We start from the raw sequence: 12,353 nt of genomic DNA on the forward strand, positions 1-12,353 counted from the left end.
CTCCGTACCTGCGAGGTTCCCCGCACGCGCGGGGGCGCCCCCTCTTCCGTCCGTGCTGCCCCCTGCGCGGCCCCCCTCACGCGGGATCGCCGCCGATCAGCTCGGGGCCCGCGTGGCCGTCCGCCTTCCGCTGCTCGTGGAAGGCCAGGATCTGCAGTTCGATGGACAAGTCGACCTTACGCACATCGACGCCCGGAGGCACATTGAGTACCACCGGTGCGAAGTTGAGCACGCTGGTCACGCCCGCCTCGACGAACCGGTCGCAGACGTCCTGCGCGGCGGCGGCGGGTGTGGCGATCACGCCGATCGACACGTTCTCCTCGCGCACAACGTCGGCGAGGGTGTCGATATGCCCGACCGCCAGGCCCGCGACCCGGTCGCCCAGCACCGACTCGTCGGCGTCGAGCAGGGCCGCGATGCGGAATCCGCGGGTGCCGAAGCCCCCGTAGTTGGCCAGCGCGCGCCCCAGGTTGCCCACGCCCACGATGGCCACCGACCAGTCCTGGGTGAGACCAAGCTCACGCGAGATCTGGTATATGAGGTACTCCACGTCGTAGCCCACCCCGCGCGTGCCGTAGGACCCCAGGTGGGAGAGGTCCTTGCGGAGCTTGGCGGAGTTGACCCCGGTGGTCTCGGCGAGGTGCTCCGAGGACACGGTGGGGATCCCGCGCTCGTCCAGGGCCTGGAGGGCGCGCAGGTAGACGGGGAGGCGCGCGACAGTCGCCTCGGGGATGCCCCGGTCGCGGGGCCGTGGTGAAGGGGGGGTCACTGGCGTGCGCTCCTGGGCGGCGGTCGACTGTCGACACAGTCGGGACAGCCACGTCGACTGGTCCGGTCGGCACGGGCGCTCGACGGCCCTGATGTTCGGCTCCCCTGCCCCCGGCCGGTTGGGATTCCGCCTCTCAGATTACGCCCTTGTGAACGCGCGCACAAAGTGGGGTGGCCAACGGTGGACGGCCGGATCGGGCCGCCCGCGCCCCCCTTGACACGCGCCGCCCGGTCGGCGCCGCCCCGCCCGCCGGCGGGCGGGGCCTCAGCGCCGGACGCGGCCGGTGAGGGCGGCCCGCAGCCGGTCCGCGTCGACCCGCCAGAAGTCGTGCTGCTCGCCGTCCACGAAGACCACGGGGACCTTGTCCCAGTAGTCGTCGCGCTCCTCCTGCGTGGCGTCGGCGAGGTCGCGGACCTCGTAGGCCGCGCCCACCTCGGCGGTGACCCGCTCGATGACCGCCAGCGCCTCGGCGCACAGGTGGCAGCCCTCCTTGCCGAGCATGGTCACCGTGCGGCCCGCCGCCGGGGCCTCCCCCCGCCTGCGCCTGCCGAACATCGGCGCCCCCTTCCCGTTCGTCGCCGCGCCGCGGCGGGCCGCCCCGCTCCGCGTGTGGTCCGGGCCGCCAGGTCGTGTGACCGGCGCCCCCTGTGACATGGCGCTCGCCGCCGTGCGCGGCGCGCGCCCCAAAGCGGGTCAGCCGCCCGCGAAGGGCGGCAGCACCTCGATCACGCTGCCCTCGCGCAACTGCACCTGGTCGTGTGGCCGCGTGCCCACGGGGTACTCGTCCACCAGGAAGGACGAGCGCTCCAGGACCCTCAGCAGCCGATCGTCGCCGCCGTGCGCGGCGCGCACCTGCTCCAGGACCTCGGCCAGCGTGGCGCCGGTCACGGGCTCCTCGGCCGTGCCGGCGGCCTCCTTGGCCGCGGCCCAGTAGCGGATGGTTCCGTTCAGCATCGGTTGATTATCCTTGGTGGTCTCGGAGGCGAACACTTCATTATTTCTCCGGCGGGGGCAACGGCGCCTTCGACCACAACCGCCTTGCGCGGGGTGACGGGAAGAGACGCATGAGCCACCTGCTGCTGCTGACGAACTCCAACGAACCGTCCGACCACGTCCTACCCGCTCTCGGTCTGCTCCTGCACTCGGTGCGCGTCGCGCCGGCCGAGGCGGGCGCGCTGCTGTCCACGGGTGCCGACCGGTCGTCCAGCATGCCCGTCGACGCCATCCTCGTCGACGCCCGCACCGACCTCGCCACGGTCCGCAACTTCTGCCGCCTGCTCGACACCACGGGCCTGGACTGCCCGCTGCTCGCCGTCCTGACCGAGGGCGGTGTCGCCGCGCTCACCCCCGACTGGCAGATCGACGACTTCCTGCTGACCTCCGCCGGCCCGGCCGAGGTCGAGGCCCGGCTGCGGCTGGCGATCGGGCAGGCCGACTCCGGCGCCGACGACCCCGACGAGATCCGCCGCGGCGACCTCGTGATCGACGAGGCCACCTACATCGCGCGGCTGCGCGGGCGCATCCTCGACCTCACCTTCAAGGAGTTCGAGCTGCTGAAGTTCCTCGCCCAGCACCCGGGCCGGGTCTTCACCCGCGCCCAGCTGCTGCAGGAGGTCTGGGGCTACGACTACTTCGGCGGCACCCGCACCATCGACGTCCACGTGCGGCGGCTGCGCGCCAAGCTGGGCAGCGAGTACGAGTCCCTGATCGGCACCGTGCGCAACGTCGGCTACCGGTTCGTGCCCGACCCCGCCACCAAGGCCGCCGACCCCTCCGCCCAGCGCGACGGCCGCACCGAGGACTCCCCGCACACCGCCCCCGCCTCCGGCTGACGCCGCCGGCCCCGCGCCGACCTGCGACGACACCGCCGCCACCGGGGCCGCGGCACCGCCGCGCCGTCCCCGGTGCCTGTGTGCGGGGTCTCGTTTACGGGCCCGGGATTGTCTAGGATGCGTTAGCAGTGTCGGCGTGCGTGACCGCTCCCCTGCTCCACGTGACCATGACCTCGCGGGCGGCGCCGGCCACGCACCAGCGGCGCCCTGACCGAGGAGGCAACGCCATGTCGCGCGGCAAGCGGCTCCCCCCGACCCGCTTCCCCCTGCCCCTGCGCCTGGCCGCCGCGCTGCCCGTCGGAACCCTGGTCGTGGGTTCGGGCCTGGTGGGGTTCGCGCCGCCGGCCGCGGCGTCCGACGCCCCCCTGCTCAGCTTCGCCCCGGCGGCGGCCACCGTCGACCCCGGCCAGCCGGCCGAGTCCACCCTGACCGTCTCCCCCGGCGGCGCCGACCCGCTGACCGAGCGGGTGTGCCTGGGCGACCTCACCGTCGACAACGGGTTCACCGCCGAGGAGCTGACGGAGCCGGAGCCCCCGGCCACCGCCGTGGTCAGCGGCAAGCCCGATTCCGAGGCCGACGTCGTCCGGGTCACGGCCCGGCTCAGCTACGCCGTCATCGCCGCCGACCGCGACTGCGCCGACTACACCGGCCCCTACCACTCCACCACCCAGACCATCGCGCCGTTCACGGTGCGAATCCGCCAACCCGAGCCCACACCGACCCCCACCCCCACGCCCTCCACCACGCCGCCGTCCTCCCCGCCGCAGTCCTCTTCGCCGCCGCCACCGAGCGGCTCCGACGGCGGCGGCTCCTCGGGCGGCGGCGACCGCGGCTCCGAATCCGACAACCGCGGCGGAACGGGCGACCGCGGCGGATCGGGCACCGGGCGCGGCGGGTCCACCGCGCCCCCGCACAGCCCGGTTACCACCCGCGACGACCTCGGCGCGCCCGAGAGCCGCGGCGGCCTCGGCGACGGCCCCGCCGACCTCCCCGAACTCCCCGAGGGCGATCCCCTGCTGCCCGGCCTGGAGCCGCCCTCCGGCGACGACCCGCTGGCCGACCTCCCCACCGTCGAACCCGGCGAGGGCGAATCCGACGGCACCAGCGAGGTCGCCGCCCGCGAGTCCTCCCCCGCGTCGGCGGTCACCCCGGCCGTGCTGCTGCTGTTCCTGCTGCTGTTGCTGCTGTTCTCCACGCCGCTGGCGCCCGCCCGCCGGGTGCGCACCGGCCCCACGGCCTACCGGGGCCGCCGCCGCAAGCGCTGACCCCCGCGCCGCACCCGGCCCCCGCGCCCCGCGCGCCCGCGCTCCCCCACGGCCCGGTCGTCCCGTGGCGGTCGGCGCGCGCCCGCTCCCGCCGTCTAGGCTCGAAGACCATGAGCCACGTCCGCATCACCGACACCCTGGAGCCCGCCGAGACCCGGGCGGTGCTCGACCTCGCCGAGTCCGCCCGCGCGCACGACGGCGTCGCCCCGCTGTCGGAGCAGACCCTGCTGCGCGTGCGCCACGGCGCGCCGCGCGGCACCGCCCGCTTCCACCTGGCGCAGGGCCCCGGCGGCCGGCTCGCCGGCTTCGGCTACGCCGAGCGCGCCCCGGGCGCGCCCGACTCCGGCGAACTCGTGGTGGCCCCGCCGGAGCGGCGGGCCGGGCTGGGCGGGGCGCTGCTGCGGTCGTTGGCCGCCGACGCCGCCCCCGAGGGGGTGCGCGTATGGGCGCACGGCCGGCTGGAGGGCGCCGTGGCGCTGGCGCGCTCGGCCGGGTGGTCCCAGGCGCGGGGGCTGCTGAAGATGCGGCTGCGGCTGCGCGGCGGCGACCCCGGCTCCGCGCTGGGCGAGGCGGTGCTGCCCCAGCCGGTGCTCTCCGACACCGTGGCCCGTGAGCTGGTCATCCGGCCGTTCCGGCCGGGCGCCGACGACGACGCGTGGGTGGCCGCCAACGCCGAGGCGTTCGCCGACCACCCCGAGCAGGGCGCGCTCACAGCGGCCGACCTGCGCCAGCGCGCGGCCGAGGACTGGTTCGACCCGGAGGGCTTCTTCGTGGCCGAGGAGACCGCCACGGGGGCCGTGGCCGGGTTCCACTGGACCAAGGTGCACGCCGACGGCGCGGGGCTGGCCGAGGAACCCGTGGGCGAGGTCTACGTGGTGGGCGTGCGCCCGGCCTGGCGGCGCACCGGCCTGGGGCGGGTGCTGACCCTGATCGGGCTGCGCCACCTGCGCGACCGCGGGCTGCCCTGGGTGCTGCTGTACGTCGACGAGGAGAACCGCGCCGCGGTGCGGCTGTATGAGTCCCTGGGGTTCTCGGTGTGGGACGCCGATGTGATGTACGCCGCCCCGTGAGCGGAGAGCAACCGGCCCCACCGCCGCGACCTGCGGTTTCGATTGGGTCACGGCACAGAGGGTGACGGCGCGCCGATCGCGGGTGACGCGCCCAGGTGGCGTACGGCGTGTCGGCGTGATATTGCCGTGACCTTGACGTGGTTAACCCCACAGCCATCAAAGAGCTTACTTTTCTTCTTGCAGCCTCGTACCGTCGTTCACTTTGCGTTCACTCTGGTTGGGAGAACTCGTCACTTCTCGTCCCTACCTTCACATTTGGCGAGGTCATCGACCGGGCTCGCCCAAAGGTGACGAAGTCCAAAGGAAGGACGTCGGGGCTGTGAAGCTCTCCAAGTACGGCCAGTTCGCGGGGATCGCCCTCGCCGGCACGCTTGCTCTCTCCGCCTGCGGTAGCGACAACCCGACCGGCAACGGCGGCGACGGCTCCGCCGCCCCGCAGGCCGGCGACGTCGAGTGTGTCGACGGCGGCGGCACCCTCTCCGGCGCGGGCGCCAGCTCGCAGGAGAACGCCATGGCGGCCTGGAAGGCCGTCTGGGAGGGCGCCTGCGAGGGCTCCGTCGTCGAGTACGACGCCGTGGGCTCGGGTGCCGGGCGCTCCCAGTTCATCGAGGGCGGCGTGGCCTTCGCGGGCTCCGACGCCGCGCTGGACGAGGCCGAGACCGAGGACGCCACGGAGCGCTGCAACGGCTCCGAGGTTGTGAACCTCCCCGCCTACATCGCCCCGATCGCCGTCGCCTTCAACCTTGAGGGCGTCGACAGCCTGAACCTCACCCCCGAGGTCATCGCGGACATCTTCAACCAGGAGATCACCAACTGGAACGATGACGCGATCGCCGAGGAGAACCCCGACGTCGAGCTCCCCGACCAGGAGATCGTCCCGGTGAACCGGTCCGACGAGTCCGGCACCACCGAGAACTTCGTCGCCTACCTCGCCGAGGCGGCCCCCGACAACTGGCCGCACGAGGTCAGCGGCAACTGGCCCATCGACCCGGTCGAGGCCGCCCAGGGCTCCTCGGGCGTGGTGAACGCCATCGAGGGCGGCGAGGGCACCATCGGCTACGTCGACGCCTCGCACGTGGGCGAGCTGGGCACCGTCGCCGTGGGCGTGGGTGAGGAGTTCGTCGAGTACAGCCCCGAGGCCGCGGCCGCCATCGTGGACGCCTCGCAGCCCCGCGAGGAGAACACCGAGAACGACCACGCGATCGACCTCGACTACACCACCGACGAGGCGGGCGTCTACCCGATCGTCCTGGTGTCCTACCACGTCGCCTGCATGGAGTACGAGGAGCAGGCCGAGGCCGACCTGGTCAAGAGCTTCCTCAGCTACGTGGTCAGCGAGGAGGGCCAGCAGGCCGCGGCCGACGAGGCCGGTGCCGCCCCGCTGAGCCAGGAGACCCGCGACGCCCTGACCGGCACCATCGAGCAGATCTCCGCGGCCTCCTGATCGAACTGATCGTCGGCTTGCTGATGTCGTCCGCTGAGGCGGGGCGCGCACCGCGAGGTGCGGGCCCCGCCGTCGGCGGTTTTCGCATGTCTGGGCCGGTGGCCGGTGGCAGAAGCGCTCCGTCCGCCCACCAGAATGTGATCGGCGCGGCGCACCGCGCCACCTTGGGCCGCATGACCCTGACGCATGCGGCACGGCCCCACGTCGCCCGGCGGCGAACCATGACCGAAATCGACCGGAGTCTCACATGACCACCACGGACTCGTCTGCGACGGCCCGCATACCCAAGGGCAAGCGTCGGCTGGGCGATGTCGTCTTCGCCGGCTCTGCCCGAGGAGCGGGCATCCTGATCCTGCTGATCCTGGCCGGCGTCGCCACCTTCCTGCTCATCCAGTCGGTGCCCTCCCTCATGGCGAACACCGGCAACTTCCTCACCTCGACCGAGTGGGACCCCAACACCAGTGAGGAGCCCCGGTTCGGCGTCGCGGCGCTGATCTTCGGCACCGTGCTCGCCGCGCTCATCGCGCTCGTGCTGGCCACGCCGGTCGCCATCGGGATCGCGCTGTTCATCGTCTACTACGCGCCGCGCCGCCTGGCCGCCGTGCTGGGCTACGTGGTCGACCTGCTGGCGGCCATCCCCAGCGTCGTCTACGGCCTGTGGGGCGTGGTCTACCTGGTCGGCGAGCTGCGGCCGTTCTACGGGATGCTGGAGTCCTACCTGGGCTGGATCCCGCTGTTCGCCGGCCCGGTCTCCTCCACCGGCCGCACCATGCTGAGCGCGGGCCTGGTCCTGGCGGTCATGATCCTGCCGATCATCACCGCGATGTCCCGCGACGTGTTCCAGCAGGTGCCGCAGGCCAACCGGGAGGCCGCGCTGGCCCTGGGCGCCACCCGCTGGGAGATGATCCGCATGGCCGTGCTGCCGTTCGGGCGCCCCGGCGTCATCGGCGGCGCGATGCTGGGCATGGGCCGCGCGCTCGGCGAGACCATGGCGGTGGCCATGATCCTCTCGCCGTCGCTGGTGATCTCGCCGTTCCTGCTGCAGAGCGGCAACCAGACCATCGCCGCGCACATCGCGCTGGAGTACCCGGAGGCCAGCGGGTTCGGCGTCTCGGCGCTGATCGCGGCCGGCCTCGTCCTCTTCGCGATCACCCTGGCCGTCAACATGGGTGCGCGCTTCGTCGTCTCGCGGCGCAAGGAGTTTGTGTGATGACCACCGCCACTGAGAACACCGCCACCGGCGCCCCGGGCGAGGGGCCCTCGCTGCGGACGGCGTCGATGCACACCCGGACCCTGCCGGGCTGGTTCCCCCCCGTGCTGCTGGTGGCCTGCGCGGCCCTCGTGTCGGGCGCCCTGTTCGCCCTGGGGTCCTTCCACCCGGCCTCGGCGGCGGTGCTGACCGCGCTGCTGTACCTGATCGCCGTCGTGGTGGTCTCGGCGGTCGTGGAGAACGGCCGCAAGGCCACGGACCGCCTGGTGACCGGGGTGGTCTACTGCTGCTTCGTGCTGGCCATGGTGCCGCTGGTCTCCCTGCTGTCCACCGTGGTGATCAACGGCATCCGCCGGTTCGACCTGTACTTCCTGTCGGTCTCCATGAACGGGGTCATCCCGAGCATGGACGCCGGCGGCGTCTACCACGCCATCGTCGGCACGCTCGTGATCACCGGCATCGCCACGGCGATCTCGGTGCCGGTGGGCCTGCTCACCGCCATCTACGTCGTGGAGTACGGCCGCGGCCGCCTCAAGGCCGCCATCACGTTCTTCGTGGACGTCATGACCGGCATCCCCTCGATCGTGGCCGGCCTGTTCGTGGTCGCGCTGTGGATCATGATCTTCGGGCCCGGCCAGACCAACGGCCTGGCGGGCGCGATCTCGCTGTCCGTGCTGATGATCCCGGTCGTGGTGCGCTCCAGCGAGGAGATGCTGCGGCTGGTGCCGGCCGACCTGCGCGAGGCCTCCTACGCGCTGGGCGTGCCCAAGTGGCTCACCATCGTCAAGGTGGTCCTGCCGACGGCGGTGGCCGGGCTCACCACGGGAATCATGCTCGCCCTCGCCCGCGTTATCGGGGAGACGGCTCCGCTGATCCTCACCGCGGGGACGTCCTCGACCCGCATCAACGCCAATCCGGCCGAAGGCCAGATGATGAGTCTCCCGGTCTTCATCTACCAGCAGGTCCGCGCCATGGGGTCCTCCGGCGACGCCGGCGTGTTCTCCGAGGAGCGCGCCTGGGCGGCGGCGCTGACGCTGATCCTGGTCGTGATGCTGCTGTTCCTCGCCGCCCGACTGGTGTCGCGCTTCTTCTCACCCAAGCTGGGCCGCTGACACCGCCCGCACGACCACACCACTCCCAACCAGAGGTATTCCGAGGACATCCAGTGGCCAAGCGAATCGACGTCTCCGACCTGAACGTCTATTACGGCAAGTTCCACGCGGTCGAGAACGTGAACATGACCATCGAGCCCCGCTCGGTGACCGCCTTCATCGGCTCCTCCGGCTGCGGCAAGACCACCTTCCTGCGGACGCTGAACCGCATGCACGAGGTCACGCCGGGCGCCAGCGTCACCGGCAAGGTGATGCTCGACGACATCGACATCTACGACCCCTCCGTCGACCCCGTGGCCGTGCGCCGCGAGATCGGCATGGTGTTCCAGCGCGCCAACCCCTTCCCCACGATGTCGATCTACGACAACGTGCTGGCCGGCGCCAAGCTGAACAACCAGCGCATCAGCAAGCGCCGCGCCGACGAGATCGTGGAGCGCTCGCTGCGCGACGCCAACCTGTGGGACGAGGTCAAGAACCGGCTGAACAAGCCGGGCGCGGGCCTGTCCGGCGGTCAGCAGCAGCGGCTGTGCATCGCGCGGGCCACCGCCGTGGAGCCGGCGGTCCTGCTGATGGACGAGCCCTGCTCGGCCCTGGACCCCATCTCCACGCTGGCGATCGAGGACCTGATCTCCAAGCTCAAGGAGAACTACACGATCGTCATCGTGACCCACAACATGCAGCAGGCGGCCCGCGTCAGCGACCGCACGGCCTTCTTCAACGTCGAGGACACCGGCAAGCCCGGCAAGCTCATCGAGATCGGCGACACCAACAAGATCTTCACCAAGCCCGACAAGAAGGAGACCGAGAACTACATCACCGGCCGCTTCGGCTGATCGGCCGGGACCCCGCGGGAACGGGCGGGGGCGGGGCACACGCCCGCCCCCGCCCGTTCGCGTCGCGGGCGGCGCCGCGGGGAGCGGAAGGGTCGGTCGGCGGTGCGGCCGGCTCAGCCCGGCAGGGCGAGGTCGAGCAGGTAGAACGCCGCCGCCGCGACGAGCGCCGCGCCGGGCAGGGTGGCCAGCCAGACCGCGACGATGTTGCCGGCCACGCCCCAGCGCACCGCCGACAGGCGGCGGGCGGCCCCCACGCCCACGATCGCCGAGGTGATCATGTGGGTGTTGGAGATCGGCACCTGCCAGATGAACGAGGTGGCGTAGGAGACCACGGCCACGGTGCTCTCGGCGGCGAACCCCTTGGGCGGGTCCAGCTCGATCACCCGCCGCCCCAGGGTGCGCATGATCCGCCAGCCGCCGGTGAGCGTGCCCAGCGCCATCGCGGCGGCGGCGGCGCACACCACCCACAGCGGGACGTCGTAGCCGTCCCCGCCGGGTGCGCTGGCGGCGCTGTGGACGTCCACCGCGATCAGGGCCAGCACCACCACGCCCATGGTCTTCTGCGCGTCCTGCAGGCCGTGGCCCAGCGCCATCGCGGCGGCCGACACGCTCTGGGCGATCTTGAACTGCCGGTTGGTCCGGCGCACGCTGGCCGAGCGGAACGTCCACAGGATCGCGAGCATCACCGCGTAGCCCAGGAAGCCGCCGATGAGCGGCGAGACCACCATCGGCAGCGCGAAGTCGGTGGCCACCCCCGACCAGCGCACGCTGGTGGCCGAGGCCAGGGCCGCGCCGATCATGCCGCCGATCAGGGCGTGGGAGGACGACGACGGCATGCCCATGTACCAGGTGAGGATGTTCCAGGCGACCGCGCCGACCAGCGCCGCCATCAGCACGGTCAGGCCGTCGGTGCCCTGGGGCTGGACGATGATGTCGCGGCTGATGGTGCGGGCGACGCCCTCGCCGAGGAAGGCGCCGATCACGTTCATGCACGCCGCCATGATGACGGCGGCGCGCGGCCCCAGTGCCCGGGTCGAGACGGCGGTGGCCAAGGAGTTGGGTGCGTCGTGGAAGCCGTTGGTGTAGGCGAACACCAGGGCGGCGAGGACGACGGCGGCCAGGTAGGCGGTTTCGAGGGGCATGTCGAGGAGCGTGGCGAAGGGCACGGGGCGGGGCCTAGGGACTCGGCTCGGTCAGGACTCCTTGACCGCGATGCTCTCGACCGTGTTGGCGACGTGCTCGAACGCGTCGGCCGCGGTCTCCAACTCCTCGATCACGTCTTTGAGCTTGAGCACGGTCAGGGCGTCGTACTCCCCGCTGAACAGGTTGGCGAGGAGGCGGCGGTAGATCTGATCGGCCTGGTTCTCCAGTTGGTTGATCTCGATCCAGTACCGGGTGAGGTCCTTCATGGAGCGCAGCCGGGGCATGGCCTCGGCGGTGAGTTCGGCCGCGCGCTCCAGGACCTCGATCTGGTCGATGATGCCCTTGGGCAGCCGCTCCAGTCCGTAGAGCCCGATCAGGTCGACCGCGGCCTCCATGGAGTCCATGACGTCGTCCAGGCAGGAGGCCAGCCGGTAGATGTCCTCTCGGTCGAAGGGGGTCACGAAGCTCTCGTTGAGCCTCCGCATGATGGCGTGCGTTCTCTCGTCGCCGGCGTGCTCGCAGGCGCGCATCTTCTCGCCGATGGCATCGCGGTCGGCGCCGTCGCTGATCAGCTCCACCAGCAGGCGCGCGGCGATGACGAGGTTGTTCGCGGAGTCGGCGAACATCTCGAAGTAGCTGTCATCACGCGGAGTCAGGCGCAGACGCACATCTATCTCCCGAAGTGCGGGGATCGTCCTCATTCAGGGATGCTATGGGCACTAATCGGGCAAAAGGGTCACTCCGCTGATGCGGGCGCGCCCGCGCGGCACCCCCGTACCGCGACCCAGGGGCGGTTTTACTCGTTGTTCACTTGAACTACATGATCGGCCGCAAACACCGACGTAGTGGAGCATTCATCTTAGCCACCCCGGATGAACGGGCCGCGTGGCGGCGTCGACGCCCTCGGCCCCCGGTGCGGCGGGTGAAGAGACACGCGAACAGGACGCGAATCACAGTAGAACACATGCCCCAGCTGCCACCACGCCCGGCGCGTCACCGTGGCGGAACGATCTGTTCACGCCTCGGTCTCTGCTTTTTCCCTTGATCGACAGTTTCCCCGCAGGAGCCGCGAACGGCAAGTTACGCCACGAACCGCCGCGCCGCCGTCCCGCCCTCCCCGGCCCCACCCGCGCCGTCGCCGCCCCTCACTATGCTCGGCGGCATGCCGGCCAAGCCCACCGCCGCCCAGCGGCGCCACGCCGCCCTGCGCACCGCGCTCGACACCCAGCTCGCCGCCCTGGGCCTGCCGCCCTACGCCGGCCCCGACCGGCCCTCGCTCGTCCTCAGCGCCTGCGCCGACGCCGTGCTGCGCGCCCGCGCGGCCGGCGCCGAGCCCGAGCGCGCCGCCGTGCGCGCGGCGGTGCGCGGCACGCTGGCCGAACTGGCCGAGCGCGCCCCCGGCCACAGCCTGGAGGTCCGGGTGCCGCCCTACGGGGCCGTCCAGGTCGTCGAGGGCCCCCGGCACACCCGCGGCACCCCGCCCGGGGTGGTCGAGACCGACCCGCTGACCTGGCTGGCGCTGGCTGTGGGCGAGACCACCTGGAGCGCCGAGACCGCCGCGGGAACCCTGTCGGCCAGCGGGGTGCGGGCGGATCTGTCCTGGCTGCTGCCCCTGTGGCCGCCCACCTCGCACCCCGCTGGACCCGGTCTGGATGATCAGGCACTAAGCTGAAAG

The 12,353-nt window shown here is 72.1% G+C and carries 13 protein-coding genes; 8 read left to right on the top strand and 5 right to left on the bottom strand.

Annotation, left to right across the window (positions count from 1 at the left end; genetic code table 11):
- Window positions 1-76: 76 nt before the first annotated feature.
- The 3 genes from HNR12_RS14230 to HNR12_RS14240 all read right to left on the bottom strand — a co-directional run bounded on the left by HNR12_RS14230 (window position 77) and on the right by HNR12_RS14240 (window position 1,723).
- Entirely contained in the window at window positions 77-769 is a 693-nt protein-coding gene (locus HNR12_RS14230; protein ID WP_179767937.1) for a redox-sensing transcriptional repressor Rex, read from the bottom strand.
- A gap of 264 nt (window positions 770-1,033) precedes the next feature.
- Window positions 1,034-1,324 (bottom strand): glutaredoxin family protein, encoded by a 291-nt coding sequence (locus HNR12_RS14235; protein ID WP_179767938.1) that lies wholly within the window; start codon window positions 1,322-1,324, stop codon window positions 1,034-1,036.
- A gap of 138 nt (window positions 1,325-1,462) precedes the next feature.
- Entirely contained in the window at window positions 1,463-1,723 is a 261-nt protein-coding gene (locus HNR12_RS14240) for a MoaD/ThiS family protein (protein WP_179767939.1), read from the bottom strand.
- A gap of 110 nt (window positions 1,724-1,833) precedes the next feature.
- Here HNR12_RS14240 and HNR12_RS14245 point away from each other — a divergent pair, with 110 nt between their 5' ends.
- The 7 genes from HNR12_RS14245 to pstB all read left to right on the top strand — a co-directional run bounded on the left by HNR12_RS14245 (window position 1,834) and on the right by pstB (window position 9,535).
- Window positions 1,834-2,601, top strand: coding sequence for a winged helix-turn-helix transcriptional regulator (locus tag HNR12_RS14245; protein ID WP_179767940.1), 768 nt, complete (start codon window positions 1,834-1,836; stop codon window positions 2,599-2,601).
- A gap of 227 nt (window positions 2,602-2,828) precedes the next feature.
- Window positions 2,829-3,866 carry a hypothetical protein gene (locus HNR12_RS14250; protein ID WP_179767941.1) on the top strand — a complete coding sequence of 346 codons (1,038 nt, stop codon included), beginning with the start codon at window positions 2,829-2,831 and terminating at the stop codon, window positions 3,864-3,866.
- 110 nt (window positions 3,867-3,976) lie between these two features.
- The gene (gene mshD, locus HNR12_RS14255; protein WP_179767942.1) at window positions 3,977-4,936 is read left to right on the top strand and encodes a mycothiol synthase; all 960 of its coding nucleotides are present in this window, start codon (window positions 3,977-3,979) and stop codon (window positions 4,934-4,936) included.
- A gap of 319 nt (window positions 4,937-5,255) precedes the next feature.
- The gene (gene pstS, locus HNR12_RS14260) at window positions 5,256-6,380 is read left to right on the top strand and encodes a phosphate ABC transporter substrate-binding protein PstS (RefSeq protein ID WP_179767943.1); all 1,125 of its coding nucleotides are present in this window, start codon (window positions 5,256-5,258) and stop codon (window positions 6,378-6,380) included.
- 247 nt (window positions 6,381-6,627) lie between these two features.
- On the top strand, window positions 6,628-7,590 hold the full coding sequence (gene pstC, locus HNR12_RS14265) for a phosphate ABC transporter permease subunit PstC (RefSeq protein WP_179767944.1): 963 nt from the start codon (window positions 6,628-6,630) through the stop codon (window positions 7,588-7,590).
- Window positions 7,590-8,702 carry a phosphate ABC transporter permease PstA gene (gene pstA / locus HNR12_RS14270; protein WP_179767945.1) on the top strand — a complete coding sequence of 371 codons (1,113 nt, stop codon included), beginning with the start codon at window positions 7,590-7,592 and terminating at the stop codon, window positions 8,700-8,702. The genes pstC and pstA overlap by 1 nt, the downstream gene beginning before the upstream one ends.
- A gap of 53 nt (window positions 8,703-8,755) precedes the next feature.
- Window positions 8,756-9,535, top strand: a complete 780-nt coding sequence (pstB, locus tag HNR12_RS14275) for a phosphate ABC transporter ATP-binding protein PstB (protein WP_179767946.1) — start codon at window positions 8,756-8,758, stop codon at window positions 9,533-9,535.
- A gap of 113 nt (window positions 9,536-9,648) precedes the next feature.
- Here pstB and HNR12_RS14280 read toward each other — a convergent pair whose 3' ends face one another.
- Both HNR12_RS14280 and HNR12_RS14285 read right to left on the bottom strand, forming a co-directional pair.
- Window positions 9,649-10,677, bottom strand: a complete 1,029-nt coding sequence (locus HNR12_RS14280; RefSeq protein WP_179767947.1) for an inorganic phosphate transporter — start codon at window positions 10,675-10,677, stop codon at window positions 9,649-9,651.
- Between the two features lie 51 nt (window positions 10,678-10,728).
- Window positions 10,729-11,346, bottom strand: coding sequence for a DUF47 domain-containing protein (locus tag HNR12_RS14285; RefSeq protein WP_179767948.1), 618 nt, complete (start codon window positions 11,344-11,346; stop codon window positions 10,729-10,731).
- A 494-nt stretch (window positions 11,347-11,840) separates the two neighbouring features.
- On the opposite strand from HNR12_RS14285, the gene HNR12_RS14290 reads away from it, so the two are divergent.
- Window positions 11,841-12,350: a sterol carrier family protein gene (locus HNR12_RS14290; RefSeq protein WP_179767949.1), complete on the top strand. Its 510-nt coding sequence runs from the start codon at window positions 11,841-11,843 to the stop codon at window positions 12,348-12,350.
- Window positions 12,351-12,353: the final 3 nt, after the last annotated feature.

The organism is Streptomonospora nanhaiensis (assembly GCF_013410565.1).
Classification (GTDB): Bacteria; Actinomycetota; Actinomycetes; order Streptosporangiales; family Streptosporangiaceae; genus Streptomonospora; species Streptomonospora nanhaiensis.